At 62.1% G+C, this 18,852-nt stretch carries 16 protein-coding genes and 1 pseudogene; 8 read left to right on the top strand and 9 right to left on the bottom strand.

Translation table 11 applies throughout. The features are described from left to right. Nucleotides 1-356 (bottom strand): CHAD domain-containing protein (locus tag VFE81_RS11460; RefSeq protein ID WP_325044709.1); only part of this gene is annotated, 356 nt, incomplete at its 3' end. Nucleotides 357-587: 231 nt separating this feature from the next. Between VFE81_RS11460 and VFE81_RS11465 the strand changes: the two genes are divergently transcribed. Further along, nucleotides 588-2,174, top strand: a complete 1,587-nt coding sequence (locus VFE81_RS11465; RefSeq protein ID WP_325044710.1) for an inorganic phosphate transporter — start codon at nucleotides 588-590, stop codon at nucleotides 2,172-2,174. Between the two features lie 103 nt (nucleotides 2,175-2,277). Here VFE81_RS11465 and ppk2 read toward each other — a convergent pair whose 3' ends face one another. Next, nucleotides 2,278-3,204 carry a polyphosphate kinase 2 gene (ppk2, locus tag VFE81_RS11470; protein WP_325044711.1) on the bottom strand — a complete coding sequence of 309 codons (927 nt, stop codon included), beginning with the start codon at nucleotides 3,202-3,204 and terminating at the stop codon, nucleotides 2,278-2,280. A gap of 193 nt (nucleotides 3,205-3,397) precedes the next feature. Next, nucleotides 3,398-3,835 (bottom strand): VOC family protein, encoded by a 438-nt coding sequence (locus tag VFE81_RS11475; RefSeq protein ID WP_325044712.1) that lies wholly within the window; start codon nucleotides 3,833-3,835, stop codon nucleotides 3,398-3,400. A 278-nt stretch (nucleotides 3,836-4,113) separates the two neighbouring features. On the opposite strand from VFE81_RS11475, the gene VFE81_RS11480 reads away from it, so the two are divergent. Continuing rightward, entirely contained in the window at nucleotides 4,114-5,160 is a 1,047-nt protein-coding gene (locus VFE81_RS11480) for a S1C family serine protease (RefSeq protein ID WP_325044713.1), read from the top strand. A 191-nt stretch (nucleotides 5,161-5,351) separates the two neighbouring features. Here the strand turns inward: VFE81_RS11480 and ggt are convergent, their stop codons facing one another. Next, nucleotides 5,352-7,085 (bottom strand): gamma-glutamyltransferase, encoded by a 1,734-nt coding sequence (ggt, locus tag VFE81_RS11485; protein ID WP_325044714.1) that lies wholly within the window; start codon nucleotides 7,083-7,085, stop codon nucleotides 5,352-5,354. Nucleotides 7,086-7,385: 300 nt separating this feature from the next. On the opposite strand from ggt, the gene VFE81_RS11490 reads away from it, so the two are divergent. The 6 genes from VFE81_RS11490 (at nucleotide 7,386) to VFE81_RS11515 (ending at nucleotide 14,190) form a co-directional block, all read left to right on the top strand. Then, nucleotides 7,386-8,114 carry an IclR family transcriptional regulator gene (locus VFE81_RS11490; protein ID WP_325044715.1) on the top strand — a complete coding sequence of 243 codons (729 nt, stop codon included), beginning with the start codon at nucleotides 7,386-7,388 and terminating at the stop codon, nucleotides 8,112-8,114. A gap of 102 nt (nucleotides 8,115-8,216) precedes the next feature. Continuing rightward, a complete protein-coding gene (locus VFE81_RS11495) occupies nucleotides 8,217-9,821 on the top strand; it encodes an OPT/YSL family transporter (protein ID WP_414695581.1) in 1,605 nt (534 codons plus the stop codon). 45 nt (nucleotides 9,822-9,866) lie between these two features. Then, nucleotides 9,867-11,051 (top strand): aminotransferase class V-fold PLP-dependent enzyme, encoded by a 1,185-nt coding sequence (locus VFE81_RS11500; protein WP_325044716.1) that lies wholly within the window; start codon nucleotides 9,867-9,869, stop codon nucleotides 11,049-11,051. A 51-nt stretch (nucleotides 11,052-11,102) separates the two neighbouring features. Continuing rightward, nucleotides 11,103-11,858 carry a dipeptidase PepE gene (gene pepE, locus VFE81_RS11505; RefSeq protein WP_325044717.1) on the top strand — a complete coding sequence of 252 codons (756 nt, stop codon included), beginning with the start codon at nucleotides 11,103-11,105 and terminating at the stop codon, nucleotides 11,856-11,858. A 100-nt stretch (nucleotides 11,859-11,958) separates the two neighbouring features. Next, nucleotides 11,959-13,104, top strand: coding sequence for a porin (locus VFE81_RS11510; RefSeq protein WP_325044718.1), 1,146 nt, complete (start codon nucleotides 11,959-11,961; stop codon nucleotides 13,102-13,104). A 96-nt stretch (nucleotides 13,105-13,200) separates the two neighbouring features. Further along, on the top strand, nucleotides 13,201-14,190 hold the full coding sequence (locus tag VFE81_RS11515) for a DUF1177 domain-containing protein (RefSeq protein ID WP_325044719.1): 990 nt from the start codon (nucleotides 13,201-13,203) through the stop codon (nucleotides 14,188-14,190). A gap of 60 nt (nucleotides 14,191-14,250) precedes the next feature. On the opposite strand, the gene VFE81_RS11520 is transcribed toward VFE81_RS11515, so the two are convergent. The 5 genes and pseudogenes from VFE81_RS11520 to VFE81_RS11540 form a co-directional block, all read right to left on the bottom strand. After that, nucleotides 14,251-15,654 (bottom strand): MFS transporter, encoded by a 1,404-nt coding sequence (locus VFE81_RS11520; protein ID WP_325044720.1) that lies wholly within the window; start codon nucleotides 15,652-15,654, stop codon nucleotides 14,251-14,253. A gap of 271 nt (nucleotides 15,655-15,925) precedes the next feature. Next, nucleotides 15,926-16,690, bottom strand: coding sequence for a phosphocholine cytidylyltransferase family protein (locus VFE81_RS11525; RefSeq protein WP_325044721.1), 765 nt, complete (start codon nucleotides 16,688-16,690; stop codon nucleotides 15,926-15,928). A gap of 27 nt (nucleotides 16,691-16,717) precedes the next feature. Then, the gene (locus VFE81_RS11530; protein WP_325044722.1) at nucleotides 16,718-17,737 is read right to left on the bottom strand and encodes a flippase-like domain-containing protein; all 1,020 of its coding nucleotides are present in this window, start codon (nucleotides 17,735-17,737) and stop codon (nucleotides 16,718-16,720) included. Then, entirely contained in the window at nucleotides 17,734-18,564 is an 831-nt protein-coding gene (locus tag VFE81_RS11535) for a HalD/BesD family halogenase (protein WP_325044723.1), read from the bottom strand. Before VFE81_RS11535 ends, VFE81_RS11530 begins: the two co-directional genes overlap by 4 nt. Continuing rightward, nucleotides 18,561-18,852 (bottom strand): annotated as a pseudogene (locus VFE81_RS11540) (CDP-alcohol phosphatidyltransferase family protein); the annotation flags it as partial. The pseudogene VFE81_RS11540 and the gene VFE81_RS11535, both read right to left, overlap by 4 nt.

An 18,852-nucleotide genomic window follows, 5' to 3' on the forward strand; every position in this document is an offset into this window, starting at 1 on the left:
GTCATCTCGTGCGCAACACGCTCGTCCTGAGTAATCAGTTCGATCAGAATGTCCCAATCGCGCGTCTTGCCGGCTGCCGTCGCCAGATATTTATACAGCGCCCGTTGGCGCGTATTCTCGCCTTTGTCCAGCAAGGGTTCGAACGCCCACCACAACGAGCGCAACCGCCGCAGCGATACGCGCAGCTTGTGCAGCGCCTCGGGCGATGCGTCTTCGCGCACCACACTGGCGTGTTCGATCGCTTCGTCGACAAGGGGCGCCGCGTACGACGCAAAGGCCGACTCAGCCGAAGGTGCCGCCGCGGCCGGCTTGCTATCCACAGCCTGTTTGTCGATTTTCCGGCTCGCTTGCTTCATCGGACGTCCTTCAAGGCCGTTTGTGTCAGCCTAGCAAAAAAAAGGCCCTGGTGAATATCCACTGGTTATCCCAGAGCCAGCGTGCATAAAACGTATGAGACGGTGTGCCTTGCGTACCCCGCCCCTTCCCACGAACATTCGTCCCGCATAGCCGTCACGCCATTGTCATCAATACGACACACAGCCCCCGCAGGATCGATGGCTCCGCGACAAACTTTTGGGGCTCACGTCATGCCGGAACTTTCGTACCCGCAACCGGGCACTACAAGTGGAAAGGGGCGCAACATCGGCCTCATCATCTTCCTCGTTGTGATTGCGATCGGTGCTGCTTATTGCATCATGCATCTGGCGGACGATTTACAACCGGTACGCGAAGCATCGTTTTTGCCCTACCTGCTACTCGGCATTGCGCTGCTGATCGCCCTCGGCTTCGAATTCGTCAATGGTTTTCATGACACGGCCAACGCCGTCGCCACCGTGATCTATACGCATTCGCTGGCGCCAAACCTTGCGGTGGTCTGGTCCGGCGCATGGAATTTCCTCGGTGTGCTTACTTCAACGGGCGCGGTCGCGTTCGGCATTCTGCAACTGCTGCCCGTCGAACTGATTCTGCAAGTGGGCAGCAGCGCGGGCTTTGCGATGGTCTTCGCATTGTTGATCGCGGCCATCATCTGGAATCTGGGCACCTGGTATTTCGGACTGCCGTCGTCGAGCTCGCATACGTTGATCGGCTCGATCATCGGCGTCGGTCTGATGAATCAGTTGATGCACGGATCAAGCGGCACGAGCGGCGTGGACTGGGGTCAGGCGCTTGGCGTGGGCAAGTCCTTACTGTTTTCGCCGCTGGTCGGTTTTCTCGCCGCCGGTTTGCTGCTGCTGATCCTCAAGGCCGTGGTGCGCGTTCCCGCGTTGTATGCAGAGCCGAAGGGCAAGGAGCCGCCGCCGTTCTGGATTCGCAGCCTGCTGATTCTGACCTGCACGGGCGTTTCGTTCGCGCACGGTTCGAACGATGGGCAAAAAGGCATGGGCCTCATCATGCTGATCCTGATCGGCACGGTGCCGACGGCGTACGCGCTGAACAAGGCGGTCACACCGGCGGAAACGCAAACCTTCCTCGCGGTGGCGCAGCAGGCCTCGACAACGCTCGCCAGGTACACCCAGGGCACGGCGCCGTCCATCAATCCGCGCGCCGATGTCGAAGCGTATGTGCGTACGCGCCAGTTGACGCCCACCACGTTGCCGGCCTTGCAGGAATTAACCACGCAGATCGGCAACCAGGTCAGCGCGTCGGGATCGATGGCTGCGGTGCCGCAGAACATCGTCGATAACGTGCGTAACAACATGTATGTTGCGTCCGAAGCCATTCGTCTGATGGAGAAGAGCAAACAGCCGGCCTTCTCGCCGGAAGACGCCAAAGCGATCGACAACTTCAAGGCGCAAACGGATCACGCCACCAAATTTATCCCGACGTGGGTCAAGGTCGCGGTTGCGATCGCCCTGGGTCTCGGCACGATGGTCGGATGGAAACGGATCGTCGTCACGGTCGGCGAAAAGATCGGCAAGCAGCATCTGACCTATGGACAGGGCGCGTCGGCTGAAGTGGTGGCGATGCTGACGATCGGCGCGGCCGACATGTATGGCTTGCCGGTCTCGACGACGCATGTGCTGTCGTCAGGCGTGGCCGGCGCCATGGCGGCCAACGGCTCCGGCTTGCAATGGGCCACCGTGCGCAGTCTGATCCTCGCCTGGGTGCTGACGCTGCCGGTTTCGATCGCGCTGGCCGCGGGCCTCTACTGGGTATTCCGAATGGTGTTCTGAACCTGCTGAAACCGCGGCTGTCAGGTGCAAATCCGGCAACGGCGAACGTAAAAAAGCGCGGTCTTTGCCGCGCTTTTTTACGTTCCACCAAGTCGAAACCCGATCAATAAATTTCAGGCACGATCATCGACGTCGGCACCGCCTGGCGACTATATTCGTCGTGATAAACCCGCGCCGGCAGTTCGACACGCGAATGCTCGATCTCGTGATACGGCACCTGACCCAGTAGATGGTGAATGCAGTTCAGGCGCGCACGTTTCTTGTCGACTGCCTGCACGACCCACCACGGCGCCTCGGGAATGTGCGAGCGCTGCAGCATGACTTCTTTCGCCTGCGTATAGGCTTCCCAGCGGCGCCGGCTTTCCAGGTCCATCGGACTCAGCTTCCATTGTTTCAGCGGATCGTGGATGCGGTTCTGAAAGCGAATCTCCTGTTCTTCGTCGGTGATCGAAAACCAGTATTTGAGAATCTGCACGCCGCTTCGCGCCAGCATTTTTTCGAATTCCGGCACCGAGCGGAAAAACTCTTCGTACTCGTCGTCGCTGCAAAAATTCATCACGCGTTCAACGCCCGCGCGGTTGTACCAGCTGCGGTCGAACAGCACCATTTCGCCGCCGGCCGGCAGATGCGACACGTAACGCTGGAAATACCATTGCGTACGTTCGCGGTTGTTCGGCGCCGGCAACGCCGCCACGCGGCATACGCGCGGATTGAGCCGCTGCGTGATGCGTTTGATCGCACCGCCCTTGCCAGCCGCGTCGCGTCCTTCGAAAATCACCACGAGGCGATGACCGGTCTGCACGATCCAGTCCTGCAGTTTGACGAGCTCGCCCTGCAACCGGAACAGCTCGCGGAAGTACATCTTGCGCGCCTCGCGATGCTCGGGCGTGAAGCCATCCGCGCCGTCGATGATGCGGTCGTCGACCTCCATTTCGAGCTCCTCGTCGTACGCGTCGATGAGGTCTTCCTCGAAACGGCGTTGCCGTTCTGCCAGCACTTCGGCCTCGGGTCTCGGGTCCAGCTCTTTCATTGCGACTCTCCTGGCAACGGAAATGGTTAGGCGCGCGGCGCATGCGCGTCGCGAACGCGTTCGATTATCGAAGCGCCAAGTGTCAGCCGTGTTACCAGCGCGGCAACCGCGCTGTGGGGCGATGGGCGCACCTTTGCGGCCTGCGCGCCTTTTGAACGTCCATGATAGCGAGTTTTGCGCCGCCAGCCTGCTGCTAACGCAATGGCCTCGCGAAGCTGAGTTCGTGGCCGTCGGGATCGGTGATGTGGAAATAGCGCTCGCCCCACGGCGCATCGGACGGTTCGAACGACGGCTTAAAACCCGCCGCCAGCGCCTTCCGGTAGAGCGCGTCGACATCCGAGACATAAATGATCACGCGGCCCCACCAGTTGACTGGTGCGCGCGCATCGACGATCAGGTTCAGATACGAACCGCCGAATGCAAACGACGTAAACGCTTCCTGCGAGCCGCCGAACTTGATTGGAAAACCGAGCGCCTCGTAAAACAGCACCGCGCGCGGCATATCGCGGGTAGCGAGCGTGATAGCGCTGAGGGATTCGATGTGCGGTTCGGGCGGTGTGCTCGATTCCGTCCGACCTGTCGGCGCGCCTGATGAGGCAGAGGCTGGGGCTGAGGTGGTGGGTGAGTTCATGGCGGCTATCTCCCTGGAATGGCGGGCGCCTGACGGGCTTGCATGGCATGTGCCCGGGCCGTGTGCGGGCATTGCGGGCGTTGGCGTTGGCGTGGGCGCGAGCGTGAACGTCGATCCGGGCCTTGGCCAGCGTCCCCGCTCGGGCAACGACCCCAGCGTCAGCATGGCCAGACACGGGGAAGTGTCTCATAGCCCACGTCTGCGCACCCCGCCCCGCCCGCACTTGAAAACCCTTCCACCGCCCCGCATCTGGATTCCCGTTTATCCGGAGCATCGCCATGGGAAGCCGCCCAAGCTTCATCGATGACCTGTCGCGCGCCGCATCCGACGCCCCCGGGCCCAATCCACTCAACGCTTTATCCGACGACGCCCTGCTCGACGCCTATTCCCGCACCGTGATCGGCGCGCTGGAACGCGTTCAGCAGGCGGTCGCCTTCATTTCCGTCGAACGCCGGCTGCCCGGTGCCCCCTCCGGGCGCGATAGCCGCGGCGCGCGCGGCGGCACCGGCTCAGGCTTTCTGTTCACGCCCGACGGCTATTTGCTCACCAACAGCCACGTCGTGCACGGCGCCACGCTCATCAAGGTGACGCTCGCCGATGGCGCGAAATTCGACGCCGATCTGGTCGGTGACGACCCCGGCAGCGATCTCGCCGTCCTGCGCATCGGCTCGCCGGAGCCGTTACCGCACGTCGAACTCGGCGAATCGTCGAAGTTGCGGGTCGGCCAGATTGCGATCGCAGTCGGCAATCCGCTCGGCCTCGCGCAAACGGTGACGACGGGCGTGGTCTCGGCGCTTGGCCGCTCGCTGCGCTCGAATTCGGGCCGCATGATCTACGACGTGATCCAGACGGATGCCGCGCTCAATCCCGGCAATTCGGGCGGCCCGCTGATCAATTCGGCCGGTCAGGTGATCGGCGTGAACACGGCAATCATTCCCGGCGCCCAGGCGATCTGCTTCGCCACCGCGATCGATACAGCCAAGTGGGTGATCATGCAGATCTTCGCGTACGGCCGCGTGCGGCGCGCGTACATCGGCGTGGCCGGCACCACGAGGCCGCTGTCGCGTCGTGTGCAGCGCTATTTCGCGCTGAACTCGGAGAGCGGCGTGCATGTCATGGAAATCGTCAAAGGCAGCCCCGCTGCCCTCGGCGGTCTGCGAACTGATGACACGATAGTGGCGATAGACGCGCTTGCGGTGCAAGACGTCGATGGCCTGCAACGCACGCTTGACGCGTCGCGTATCGACAAGCCGGTTAGCATGACCGTGTTGCGTGGTGCGCAACGGCTCGAATTGACTTTGACGCCGGTCGAGCAAATTAGCTGATTCGCCAGATTACCTGCGGTGGAGAAAGGCCTCACGTTCAATCGAGCTCCGGGATAAAGAAACTTCCCTCACTCTCAATCTCGCGAATAAAAAAGCCTCGCGCTCAATCGAGCGCGAGGCTTTTTTTCTGCCTGCGACGCATCCGCAAAGATGCGCCGCTCAGATGCATCTAAACGACTTAAGTCAAACGCTCACTGAATCACCCGCGTCACACCACGGCCGCGTGGATCGGCTGCGGCTTCCGGCGTATCGCCATTGACCTTGATCGCCTGGATGTCGCCGCTGAAATCCTGCCCCTTCAGCACATAGCCCTTGGCTTCGATCTGCTTGGCGAGTTCGCCGTCGATTGGCTTGTACGGCTCCCAGAAGATCGTGTTCGGCGGCAACAGCTGGTGATGGAAGCGCATCGCGCCGACGGCTTCCTGCAACGGCATGTTGAAGTCGTAGATGTTGTTGATCACCTGGAAAATCGACGTGAAGATGCGCGAGCCGCCCGGCGTGCCGATCACGAGCGACACCTTGCCGTCCTTCGTCAGAATCGTAGGGCTCATCGACGACAACGGGCGCTTCTTCGGTTCGATCGAATTCGCGTCGCTGCCCACCACGCCGAACATATTCGCGACGCCCGGCTTCGCAGAGAAGTCGTCCATCTCGTCGTTCAGCACGATGCCCGTACGATCCGCCACCACGCCCGAGCCGAAGTAACCGTTGATGGTGTACGTGTTCGACACCGCGTTACCCCACTTGTCGATCACGGAGAAGTGCGTGGTTTCTGCTTTCTCCGGCATCGTCGTGCCGAGACCCGGCTGCACGCTCTTTGTATCCGACGGCGTAGTCGGATTCACTTCAGCGGCACGCTTGGCGATGTAGGCGTCGTCGGTCAGTTGTGCGACCGGCACCTTGTAGAAATCCGGATCGCCGAGATACTGCGCACGATCGGCGAACACGCGTTTCTCGATTTCAGCGATCAGGTGCACGTACTGCGCGGAATTAAGCGCGACGTCCTTGAAGTCGGGCGCAATGTCGGCCTTCATCTTCAGCAACTGCACGAGACCAATACCACCCGAGCTCGGGGGCGGCGCGGTAATCACGTGATAACCGTTCCAGTCGGCCTGGATCGGCTGACGCCACACTGCCTTGTACTGCTGCAGATCGGCCTTCGTGATCAGACCGTGGCCGCGCATGGACGCCGCGATCAGATCAGCCGTCTTGCCCGAGTAGAAATCTTTCGCACCCTGATCCGAAATGCGCTGCAGCACAGCGGCAAGATCCGGTTGCTTGAAATTGACGCCCTGCTTCAGATTGCCGAAATAAGTGTCGAAGTTGGTCTTGCCGGCAAAGTCTTTCGCGGCGTCGTCGCGACGCTGCTGCAATTGTTCGCTGACCTCAAAACCGTCACGTGCGTAGTGAATCGCCGGTGCGAGCACCTGCTTCCATTTGAGCTTGCCGAAGCGGCGCTGCGCCTGCCACATGCCGTCGACGGTGCCCGGCACGCCCACCGCGCGATAACCGAACAGGCTCATGCCTTTGATGACCTCGCCCTTGTCGTCGAGATACATGTTCTTGGTGGCTGCCAGCGGCGCGCGCTCGCGATAGTCGAGGAAGTACGGCTTGCCGTCGACGTACAACGTCATGAAACCACCGCCACCGATATTGCCCGCTTCCGGATACGTCACGGCAAGCGTGAAGGCGATCGCAACGGCTGCATCGACAGCGTTGCCGCCTTCCTTGAGGATCTGCTCCGCGGCGTCGGCACTGTACTTGTCAGCGACCGCAATGGCGGACGCCGTGAGAACCGCCGGCTGCGCCTTGGCGGGCGCTTTGGCAAAGGCCGGGGTGGTTTCGAGAAAGCCTGTTGAAACGGTGACGAGCGCGACCAGCGCAAGTCCGCTAGCAGACGATTTGGCGTTATGAAACAACTTCATTGGATATCCCCCAAGACGACTTCTTCATCTGACGATAACGAAAGCTGCCTTGCGCTTATAACATGCCGGTCCGGCATTTGCGAAGCTGTTGCACGCATGTGGTGCATGCTGCGGCACATCCAAAAACCTTCGTTTCATCGTCACGCGCAGCAACGCTCGAAGCCGTCTTGCCACTCTTCCGATTCTTCTTCTCGCTTCTCAATCGGTGCAACCGTCGGCGTTAACCCTCGATTGACGCCTCCCTTGTGGCAGCCTACTATTTTTCTTAACGAGAGACAGTGTCTCTCATACGGAGACGCCATGCTGAAGTCCCTCGATAGCGCCTTGACCTTACTCATGCGCTTCACCGCTCAACAGCCCTCGTGGGGTGTACGTGAACTTGCGAAAGAAACCGGCGTTCATCACGCGGTGGTCCATCGCGTACTCGCCACCTTCGCCGCTAACGGCTTTTTGATGCAGGACAGCGCCGGGCGCTATTCACTCGGCCTGCGCCTGTTCGAACTTGGTCAGGTCGCGCATCACACGTTTTCACCCGCGGAAGTCGTGCAGCCGGCGCTGGATCAACTGGCGCAAGCGAGCGGCGAAACGGTATTCCTGTCGCTGCTCGACGGCGACGAGGGCATTTGCACGGATATCGCCCAGAGCCAGCACCAATTGCGCTTCTCGATCGAACTGGGGCAACGTTTTGCTCTCGTCGCGGGCGCTCACGCCAAGGCAATCCTTGCCTTTCAGCCCGACGATCTGCGCTCCACGGTGTATCGGAAAAACAAGCTCGCCGACACGGCCGCGATCGAAGCGCGGTTCGAACAGATCCGCACAGACGGCTGGAGCCACACCCGCGAAGAAGCAGCAGCCACGGTAGCCGGCCTTGCAGTGCCGCTCTGGTCACGCGACCGGCGCCGCGTGGTCGGCTCGCTGGCCATCGCAGGACCAGTGCAGCGAATCGACGGCGAAGCCGTGCCGCGCCTCATCGAGGCGCTCAAGAAGACACGCGAGGCGGTCGAGCCTGTCGTCGGCATGACGCGCTGACTGGTTCTGACTGGTTCTGAGCGGCCCTTGATTGGCCCCTTACTCTCATCAGCCGCGCCACCCGAGCGGCGCAAACCCGACACCATGAAAGCATCGACCGACATGCCAGCCACCCAGCAAGTCCCGGCGGACACCCTGTCCGCCAGCCCACGCATCTCCTTCTTCGAACCGCTGCTGATGCTTGTGTCAGTCGGCCTTTCGGTACTGGGCGCGATCATCGGCATGCAGTTGATCGTCTCGCTCGGCATCTCCGCCAACACGTCCATCATCGGCGCGCTGATGGCCATCGTGTTCTCGCGTATTCCCCTCGAACTGACACGTCGTTTTCGCGTTCTGGAGCGTCAGAACCTGGTGCAGACCGCGATCTCGTCGGCCACTTTCGGTGCCGCCAATTCGCTGATGATCCCGCTCGGCGTGCCCTACGCGATGGGCATGCCCGAGTTGACCACGCCGATGCTGGTGGGCTCGATCGTGGCGATGCTGGTGGACGGCGCCATGCTGTACCACCTGTTCGGCAGCAAGATTTTCCCGGCCACCGGTACATGGCCCGCCGGCGTCGCGACGGCCGAAGCCATCTGGGCAGGCGACCGCGGTGGACGCAAAGCCGTATTCCTCGGCTTGGGCGTCGCCACCGGCGTAGCGGGTGCGTTATTCGGCGTGCCGATGTCAGCATTCGGTGCAGCCTTTCTCGGCAATCTCGCGGCGCTGACCATGTTCGGCATCGGTCTCCTGATCCGTGGCTACGCCGTGCCGGTGCTGCACGTCGACATCGCCGCGGCCTACATTCCGCACGGCCTGATGATCGGCGCGGGGATGGTGGCGCTGCTGCAGGTGGCACGCGAGATCCATCGCTCGCGCACCGCCGCCGGCGCCGATCCGCGTAATCTCGAGATGTCGGGCGCGCGAGCCAGTCGCGTGCTGTCAGGCGGCTTCGTCGCGTACGTGATGATTGCGCTGCTGATCTCGGTGATGGCCGGTCATGTGACCGAGATGTCGCCCGGCATGCTGATCGCGTTCGTGATCTACGCCGCGTTCGCCGCTTACGCGCATGAGTTGATCGTCGGCATCGCCGCGATGCACTCGGGCTGGTTTCCTGCTTTCGCGGTCGCGCTGATCACACTGACCATTGGCATCCTGATCGGCTTTCCGCCCTCCGCGCTCGCGGTGCTTGCCGGCTTCTCGGCCGCCACCGGGCCCGCCTTCGCCGATATGGGCTACGACCTGAAAACCGGCTATCTGCTGCGCGGTGAAGGCAAGGACATGGCGACCGAACTCGCGGGACGCCGCCAGCAACTCATCGCCGCAATGGCGGGGTTTATCGTCGCCGCAATCGTCGTGATCGTGTTTCATGACCACTTCTTCTCGCGCAATATGTTGCCGCCGGTCGATCGCGTCTATGCGGCTTCGATTCGTGCCGGTTCGTCGGCCGACATTGCCCGCCATCTCGCACTGTGGGCCATTCCAGGTGCACTGCTGCAATGGTTCGGCGGCTCGAAACGTCAACTCGGCATTCTGCTGTCCACCGGCATGCTGATCGCGTCGCCGCTCGCCGGCTGGGCAGTCCTCGCTGGTCTTGCGATCCGCTTCGTGGTGACCCGGCTGCGCGGCGAACGCCACGCGGGAGAGATGAGCGCTTTCGCCGGCGGCGTGATCGCGGGCGATGCGCTGTTCAGCTTCTTCGGCTCAGTCACACGTCTGCATAAATAAGCGCTGCACGGCTCCCCATTTTTGCTTTTCGAACCGAGATCTACCATGGATATTCAGGCCATCCGCGCCGCCACTCCGCTGACCGCCACCACGGTCTACTTCGACACCGCAGCGGCCTCGCTGCCGCCCGACACGGTGCTCGATGAAGCACGCCGCTACCTGCTCGATACGGGACACATCGGCATTTACCTGCCCTCGTTTCGCAAGGAGACCTATGCGCGCGTCGAAGCGATCCGCGCGCAACTCGCAGCCTTTCTAGGTGCGCAGACGCAGGAAATCGCCTTCACCAAGAACGCGACCGAAGCGATCTCGCTGATAGCACGCGGTATTGCGTGGCAAGCCGGCGATGAGATCCTGGTTGCCGACACGGAAATGCTGAGCAATCTGCTGCCTTGGCATCGGTTGCAACAGACGCACGGTGTGAAAGTCGTCATGGTTGCCGCCGACCCCAGCGGCATGCTCTGTCCCGACGCGTTCGCCGCGGCACTCACGCCACGCACCCGGCTCGTGACCTTCTCTCATGTGCCGAACTCAACCGGCGCAGTCCAACCCGCCGTGCAAATCTGCAAGGTGGCGCGCGATCATGGCGCCATGTCACTCGTCAATGCGTCGCAGAGCGTCGGCATGCTGCCGGTCAACGTCGCGGAACTGGACTGCGATTTCCTCGCCGGCTGCGGCCGAAAAGCGCTCCGCGCAACCGAGGGCTCGGGCTTTCTGTATGTGCGCGAACAGCACATCGAGGCGCTCGAACCGGCGCTCGTCGGCTGGTGGAACGGTGCCTTCGATCGCGCGAGCGGCGCGCTTTCGCTCGTGCCCGGCGCACGCCGTTTCGAAGCAGGCTGCCCGATCGTACCGGCGATCCTCGCGCTCGGCGCGGCGATCCGCTATGCGCAGAGTATCGGTATCGACGCGATCGCCGCCCGGGTACGCGAACTGACCACCTACGCCGTCGCGCAGTTCGAAACCTTGCCCGGCTTCGAACTCTACGGCCCGCGTGACGTAACGCAACGTATCGGCATCGTGCCGTTCAATTTGCGTGGCATCGATCCGGCCACGCTGGTGAGCGCGCTCGAACAGCAGCACTGCATCATCGAAGCAGGCGGGTTCATGGCCGACGCGATTCTCGCGCGCTATGGCGTGACGACGATGGCGCGCGTATCGCTGCACTACTTCAACACCCGGGAAGAAATCGATCGCGTTGCCGGCATCATCCGCGCGACGGTTGCCTGAGTTCGCCCGACCCTACCTTCCTTCAGACACTCAAAAAGGCGGAAACCCACCATGAACCAACGCATTCTTCTGATGAGCAGTTCGCGCAAGGACAGCCTCGGATATCTCGAACACGCCAGCGAGCAGATTCATACGCTGCTGCGTCACGAGAAAAAAAGGGTCATTTTCGTGCCGTACGCCGGCGTGACGTTCAGCTTCGACACCTACGAAAACATCGTCAAGCCAGTCTTCAATCAGCTCGGCTACGAGTTGGAATCGATCCATCGCAGCGCCGATCCGCGCGCGGCAATCGAGCAGGCCGACGCGATCGCCGTCGGCGGCGGCAACACATTCGCGCTGCTCAAACGCATGTACGACGCCGGCATCGTCGACGCGATCCGCGCGAAGGTCGCCGCCGGCACGCCCTACGTCGGCTGGAGCGCTGGAAGCAACGTCGCTTGCCCAACCATCCGTACGACTAATGATATGCCGATCGTTCAGCCGCCTACGCTGCGCGCGCTCGGTCTCGTGCCATTCCAGATCAATCCGCACTTCATCAGCGGAAAACCTGCCGGTCACAACGGTGAAAGCCGCGAAGAACGGCTTGCGGAATTCCTCGAGATCAACGCACCGGAACAGGTGTTCGCGCTCCCGGAGGGCTCGGCGTTGTACTCGGACGGCACGCATGGCACGGTGCTTGGCGAGCGTCACGCGCTGCACCTCGTCAGCGGTGGCCGCATCGACACGCTACGTGAAGGCGAAACCTTTCCGCTGTCGAAAATTATCGGCCCTGCGGGCATGAACGATTGGGCTGCATTTAGCGCCTGATCGACCCGCTTAGCCGCCTACCGTCGCGCCGTATCGCCGCGTCCGGAGTCCAGCTCCGGCGAGGGAGGCGCTCACCCTAATTTTTTAGCAACCCTATCCAATGATCTCATCCCGTTGGCTCTCTGCTTTGGTGTTCGCCGCCCCAACTGCCGCCCTGGCTCAATCCGGCGTCACCCTGTACGGCGTGGTCGACACCGGCATCGCTTATCAGACCCACATGAACGCTGCGGGCGACGCCACCATCGGCCTTCAGCAAGGCAATGAAGGTTTTCTGTCCGGCAGCCGCTTCGGCCTGAAAGGCAGTGAGGACCTGGGCGGAGGGTTGAAGACAGGGTTCACGCTCGAGAATGGCTTCCTGGCCAATAACGGACGACTGGACCAGCAAGGCCAGTTGTTCGGCCGCCAGGCGTTCGTGAAGATCGGCAATCAGTATGGCGAACTGGCGTTCGGCCGGCAGTACACCACGGCTAACACCATGCTGTACTACGTCGACCCGCTCGGCATCGGCGCGGCCCCCTCGAACTCGTGGATGGTGTTCCTGACCGGGCAGCGCTACGACAACGCTGCGAGCTATACCGGCAGCTTCGGGCCCGTGACGGGTATCGCCGAGTACGCGTTCGGCGGTGTCGCCGGCGACAGCAAGGCGAGATCGTCGGCATCGCTGGGTCTCAAGTATGCGGGCGGTCCGTTGACGATAATCGGCGACGCGCAGTACACACATGACAGCGCGAGCCGCACCGCGCGTATCTACATTGCAGGACTCAAAGCCGCTTTTGGGCCCGCGCGGTTGTTCGCCAACTACATCTACAGCCATCGTGACGCAGGTTTCGACTCGTCCAACGGCGGTACCGACACGGCGTCCATCACCAGCATGTCGACGGCCGCCACGCCGACCAGCATCGCCGCACTGAATTCCGTGTTCGCGAGCGACCGCCGCGACGACTTTTTCACGGTGGGCGCGAGCTACCTCGCAACGCCGGCCGCCAGTTTCACCGCCAGCATGATGTACGACCGCACGCGCGCCGACGGCTTCAGTGGTGGCCGCGCTACCGCCTATGGCGTTGCGGATTACGCGTTCAGCAAACGCACCGATGCCTACCTCGCGGTTGCCTACGACTGGGTGAACGGCGACTGGTCCGGGCTGCTCGGCAACAGCACGACCAACTGGACCGGCGGCGGCGGCAAGGCGCTCAACGGCAACAACAATCAGACCACCGTGATGGTGGGTCTACGCCATTCGTTCTGATTTCTTCATCGCCTCATCGCACTGCTTCACCGCACTACCTCAGGTACGCGGCGGGGCGGATTTTTTGCTCCATTCAGTTTCGGGAGGTTTTTTATCATGTCATTGCAACCCACCCTTATCGTCTATGAAGCGCTCGACAGCGCCGTTGTGAACGGTCAGACCATCGTAGACATGTTCGCGTCCTATGCCGAACTCGGTGTGAAAGTCACCGTCACGACCGTCAACGACGAACCGCCGGAGGACACCTCGAAGACCACCGATTTCGTCTCCATCCTCATTCCCGGCACGAATGGCAAGACCGGCGGCGGCAGCGCACGGACATTAGGCATCATCGGCCGCAATGGCGCGATCGGTGCACGACCGGTACGCATCGGCATGGTATCGGACGCGGACGGCCCGCTCGGCACAATCGCCGCGGCGCTCAAGCTCGCCCAGATGAAACAGCGCGGCGATCATCTGCCAGGCGACGTGCTCGCCACGACGCACATTGCGACAGATGTGTCGATGAGCTACAACGACGGCGTGCCTTTCATGGGTATGCCGGTCTCGTCCGAAACGATGAACGTCTACGAAGTCTCGCCAGAGATGGATGCGATTCTGTCGCTCGATGCTTCGAAGGGCAACAGCATCATCAAGCAACGCGGCTTCGCCATTTCGGCGACTGCGATGCAAGGCTACCTGCTCCGGCTCTCACCGGATCTGGTGAAAATCATGGAATCGACCACGGGCCGGCCCGCGGTTACGCTGCCGATCAGCCAGCAGGACATCACGCCGTACGACAACGGGCTTTACCATTTCAACAGCATCATGCAACCGCATATCGCCACGAGCGCGCCGGTAGTAGGCGTGGCGGTGACGGCCCAATCGGTGGTAGGCGGCAGCGATTCCAGCGCTAACCACGAGATCGATATTGCGGAAACGGTGCGCTTCTGTGTCGAAGTGGCCAAGCGTTTCACTACTGCGTCGTCAGATAATCCGTGCGAGTTCTACAACGCAGCCGAATGGCAGAAGATGCGCAGCATGTATCCAGATCTGTCGGTGTTCCAGACCAAGGGCAACCCGACCGAGCGGGCTCACAACACTTGAGTCGAGATTGAATAAGGCGCACGGCTTCGCGTGAAGCGAAGCCCGTGCGCCGCAGTTTGCCTAAGCAGACCCTCTGCTACCGCGCGCGATCTCATCGCCGGCGCCATGCGGCAAGCGCGCGGTCACCGGAATGGACAGGAACGAGAACAGGCCGACCACCAGAAACGCCGGCCAGAAGTCGGAGAACACGATGGCCGAATGACCCTGCACGTTATGCGAGATTTGCAGCACGATGCCGCCGATCGTCACACCGAGTCCCAACGAAATCTGCTGGATCACACTCGCGACGCTCGTCGCGCGGCCAACGTCGCGGCTCGGAATATCCGCATACGCCAGGGTATTCAACGAGGTGAACTGCAACGATGGGAAGAAGCCGCCGAACAGCACGACGCACCAGATCAGCCAATGCGGCGTGCCGGGAAAGAACAGACCGTAGACCGCGATAGCCAGGCCCGCGCAGCCCGCATTGAACATGAGCACCGAGCGGAAACCGAAACGCCCGAGAAAGCGTGACGCGGCCGCCTTCATGAAGAGCGAGCCGAACGCGGACGCGCAGGTGATCGACCCCGACTTGAACGCCGTCATGCCCAGGCCTTCCTGCAACGCAAGCGGCAACAGAAACGGCACCGCGCCGAGGCCGATGCGAAACAGCGAGCCACCAATCACGCTCGCGTGAAAACTCGGAATACGCAACAGCCGCAAATCGAGCACCGGCAATTCGACGCGGTTCGCGTACCGCACGTACATCACCAGCAGCAGCACGCCGATCGCGCACATGCTGACCGATACTGTGTTCGAGACCAGTTCGCCGCCTATCAGCGAGAGCCCCAGCATGAACAGCGACGCGCCGCTCGCCGACAACGCGAAGCCGGTCCAGTCGAGCCGCCCGGGATGCGCTTCGCGCACGTTGGCGATGTGCTTGTTCGCGAGCCAGATGCCGAGCAGGCCAATCGGAATGTTGATGAAGAAAATCAGACGCCAGTGCAGATACGTCGTGATGAAGCCGCCGAGCGGCGGCCCAACTACCGGCCCGAGCAGCGCAGGCACCGTCAGATAGTTGACCGCGCGGATGAAGTCCGACTTCGGCACCGAGCGAAAAATGATGATGCGCCCCACCGGCACCATCATCGCGCCGCCGATCCCCTGCACGAAGCGCGCAACCACGAAGGTGCCGAGCGAAGTGGACGCGGCGCACATCAGCGAGCCGGCGATGAAGATGCCGATTGCCGTGCGAAACACCGTGCGCGAACCGAAGCGGTCCGCGACCCAGCCACAAATCGGAATGAACACGCCGAGGCCGATGACGTAAGCCGTCACGGCAAGCTTGAGGGTGATGGGATCCTGGCCGAGATCGCGTGCCAGAACTGGCAGCGACGTCACGATGACCGTACCGTCCACGTTTTCCATGAACATCGCACACGCGACGATCAGCGGAACAATGAAAGTGCCTAAAGCGAGAGGCATTGGCATGACGGCGGGTTGCAAAGCCGCCGGTGTAAAGCTGCGATTATGGCATCGCATCGACAACAGATGTTGTTAAGCGAGGTCTTTTTGTACTCGTGCCAATGGCGCGCCGCTATCTGACGCCCAATGGTTGAGCGCACAACGAAGCGGAAGGACCTACGAAAAACAGGAGCGGAAACGAAAAGAAAAGCGAAGGGAAAAACGAAGCGACAGTGAGCCGGCATACAGCCGGCTCACCATGCAATACAGCAGAAAAATGCTGAGAGGAGACTTAACGCGACGCGCTGACCAGCGGTTGCAGCTGCGGCAGAATCTCGGTGCTCGCACGAGCGACGTCGTTCGGGAAATCGATCTCGATCCACGGCGAGCCGGTCACGTCGGCGGTATCGAACACCTGGCTGCGCTCCAGCAGCAGGTCGCGCACCGCTTCTTCGTGCGGCATGTTGGCTCGGCCGCTATCCACGTAGCCCGCGACGATCTCCGTGAAACGTTGCGCGGTTTCCTGACGGAAGCGGAAGAAGCCGACCGATTCGCCGATGGTGTCGTACTCGAGATTGACGGCGAGCTGCTTGCGCAATTCGACCGGCACGCCGTCTTTCAGACACAGCTTGACGGGTTCGTCGCCGGCTTCGAAATCACGGTCGATCAACAGACGGTTGACCGTTTCGCCCGCCACCAATGCGCTCAGGATGCGCTCGTCGTAAAGCACGTCGGCGTCCATCAGCAGCACGTCGCCGCCGCGCGTCAGCGCCTCGGCCACCGTATGCACCGTCAACACGCTGCCCAGGTCGAAACGCGGATTCAGCACGGTTTGCACCTTATGCGGCCAGTTGATCCGCTCCAGTTCAGCCTGCACCGATTCCGGCTGAAAACCGAGCGCCAGCACGACGTCGGTCACGCCGGCGGTTTCAAGCATCTGCAGATGCCGTTCGAGCAGGCTCATGCCGTCGAACTGCAGCAGGCACTTCGGGAACTGTGCCTGCGGCGGTTGCTGGAGACGCAGGCCGAGGCCCGCTGCGAGGATGATGGCACGCATGCGCGGTCCTTTGAGAAAATACGGAGATTAATCGACAACCGGCACGCGCGTCGTAGCGCGCCGCCGTTTCCAGCTTCGTTCGCTGAAGTGCAAAACCAGTAGCCCCGGCAAACCTAACAGGATTTCACGCGCGCGCTTGGCGAGCGACAACGCCAGCGCCGCATCCGGCGGCAAACCCACGAGCGGCGCGAGCAGTAGATAACCACCTTCCTGGACGCCGAGCGAGCCCGGGATCATGAAGGCTGCGCCGCGAATCGCCTGCCCGAGACTTTCAAGCAGGAGCGCATCGACCCAGTCGACCGGATGACCGAGAAAGCGCAGCGCGAGCCACACCTCGACCGTGCCGACGATCCAGCCCACCAGACTCAGTGCGAAGCTCGCCGCGACGCGGCCGCGCTCGCGGTACATCGCCTGCACGGCGGCGTCGACGGCTTCGGCGCGCGTGGTGAGCGACGACCAGTCGCGCTTGCCGAACACCTTCGACACCACACCCAGCAGACGACTGAACAGGCCACGCCGCTGTGCATAGTAAAAGCCCACGATCATCGCGCCCAGCACGCCGGTGGCGATCAACGTGGCAATTCGCAGGTCGTGAAGCGCGCCGTGCGCGGCATAAGCGCCGAACAGCAGCAGCCCGAGCAGAGCAAAGACGATTTGCGCGAGGGCCTGCGCCGTGGTGCTGACGGTGATCGCGGCAGCCGCGTCGCGCATACGCATGCCGCGCTGGGACAGTTGTCGCACCATTACCACAGGGCCGCCGATCTGGCCGGCCGGCAACAGGCTATTCACCGATTCGCCGATCCAGCGCACGAACAGCGCGTCGCGCAGCGTTACATCGTGATGCACGTTGTCGCGATGGCGCGGGAACAGCACCGAGATCGCACCGGCGTCGAGTACCAGCGGCACGAGGTGGAACGCCGCGACGAGCGCGAGCCCCCAGCCTGCCGCGGCCAGCGCCGAGGCAACCGAGCCGAAACCCTGCCACGCGAGCAGACCGACAAACAGCGCCGTCCCGATCGACAGCAGAATCAGGGCGGCGCGTGTCATGCGTGGTCCTTGCCACGCCTCGTCATCTGACGGTAGACCTGGCGGAAACCGAAGTACGCGATCGCGTCCTTCATGTTCGAGATGAAACGGCGCCACGGCCGCATGTTCGGGTCGGTGACGTATTCGAAGGTGAGCGACACGCGCATTTCATTCGCGGCAGCCGGCGTGATGCGATGCCGCAGCTTGTCGCCGTCGAAGAACACCAGACCTCCCGGCGGAATCTGTACCGAACCGGGTTGATCGGCCACGTCCGGATTGCGCGTATGCAATTCGTAGTCAAGGCGGCACGACGATTCGTCGATCACGCCGAGCAGCAGCGTGTAGCGGCGGCCGTCATAGTACGAAGTATCGTAGTGCCAGCCGATGTGGTCGCCGGCACGCGTGTAGTAATACAGCGCATACGCGTGCGGGTCGTCCGCGGGCGAGACTTGCAGCTTGTCGCCGCTCAGCTGTTCGAGCCAGCCGATCAGTTCCTTCGAGCGATACAGCTCGGCGATGAACGGTGCAAGGCGGTCGATCGTATGGCGGCTTACGCTGCCGCCCTGCTTGTGGCCCGGCAGATAGTTGCGATTCACTTCGTCGAGGAGATCCCGCGCGCTCTGGACGAGCTGGGCGGTGACTTCGGGCGCGAGGAAATCGTCCAGATACAGGAACGCGCCCTGACCGGTGAAATCTCTGGAGAGACGCGGGGTGTCGAATGTACGCGTCCGGCTCGCAACCGCGCGATCGGCATTCGGCGCCGGCGTAGCCGGCACGGCCGACAACGAGGCCGGCGAACGTTCAACTGAGATTGGTGCGATCACGTCGTCTTCGGCGTGCATACTCATTCACTGGCCCACATTTGACTGGTTTCAGACCCCTTGGCGGGAGCGACCGCCGACTGTGCGGCGCGGCGCGAAACGCGCCAGTAATCGACCACCACCCAGGCGGCAAAGAGCGGCGCGCCGATCGACGCGACCACGACGAACGGCATGACGACGCTCGTCAGCGTGACAATAGGTAGCAGATACAACACGTCTTCGGTTTCGAAACCGCCGACTGACGCCTGCTTTGTGCCCACCTTGCCCGCCATATCCTCGATGCGCATGCGCAGAAAGAAAATCAGCGCGACTGCA

Origin of the sequence: Paraburkholderia sp. (genome assembly GCF_035656215.1) — a bacterium.
GTDB lineage: Bacteria > Pseudomonadota > Gammaproteobacteria > Burkholderiales > Burkholderiaceae > Paraburkholderia.

Bases quoted from the DNA above. Each gene is read 5' to 3' on its own strand.
- VFE81_RS11465 (WP_325044710.1), top strand. From the start codon at position 588: ATGCCGGAACTTTCGTACCCGCAACCGGGCACTACAAGTGGAAAGGGG.
- ppk2 (WP_325044711.1), bottom strand. From the start codon at position 3,204: ATGAAAGAGCTGGACCCGAGACCCGAGGCCGAAGTGCTGGCAGAACGG.
- VFE81_RS11475 (WP_325044712.1), bottom strand. From the start codon at position 3,835: ATGAACTCACCCACCACCTCAGCCCCAGCCTCTGCCTCATCAGGCGCG.
- VFE81_RS11480 (WP_325044713.1), top strand. From the start codon at position 4,114: ATGGGAAGCCGCCCAAGCTTCATCGATGACCTGTCGCGCGCCGCATCC.
- ggt (WP_325044714.1), bottom strand. From the start codon at position 7,085: ATGAAGTTGTTTCATAACGCCAAATCGTCTGCTAGCGGACTTGCGCTG.
- VFE81_RS11490 (WP_325044715.1), top strand. From the start codon at position 7,386: ATGCTGAAGTCCCTCGATAGCGCCTTGACCTTACTCATGCGCTTCACC.
- VFE81_RS11495 (WP_414695581.1), top strand. From the start codon at position 8,217: ATGCCAGCCACCCAGCAAGTCCCGGCGGACACCCTGTCCGCCAGCCCA.
- VFE81_RS11500 (WP_325044716.1), top strand. From the start codon at position 9,867: ATGGATATTCAGGCCATCCGCGCCGCCACTCCGCTGACCGCCACCACG.
- pepE (WP_325044717.1), top strand. From the start codon at position 11,103: ATGAACCAACGCATTCTTCTGATGAGCAGTTCGCGCAAGGACAGCCTC.
- VFE81_RS11510 (WP_325044718.1), top strand. From the start codon at position 11,959: ATGATCTCATCCCGTTGGCTCTCTGCTTTGGTGTTCGCCGCCCCAACT.
- VFE81_RS11515 (WP_325044719.1), top strand. From the start codon at position 13,201: ATGTCATTGCAACCCACCCTTATCGTCTATGAAGCGCTCGACAGCGCC.
- VFE81_RS11520 (WP_325044720.1), bottom strand. From the start codon at position 15,654: ATGCCTCTCGCTTTAGGCACTTTCATTGTTCCGCTGATCGTCGCGTGT.
- VFE81_RS11525 (WP_325044721.1), bottom strand. From the start codon at position 16,690: ATGCGTGCCATCATCCTCGCAGCGGGCCTCGGCCTGCGTCTCCAGCAA.
- VFE81_RS11530 (WP_325044722.1), bottom strand. From the start codon at position 17,737: ATGACACGCGCCGCCCTGATTCTGCTGTCGATCGGGACGGCGCTGTTT.
- VFE81_RS11535 (WP_325044723.1), bottom strand. From the start codon at position 18,564: ATGAGTATGCACGCCGAAGACGACGTGATCGCACCAATCTCAGTTGAA.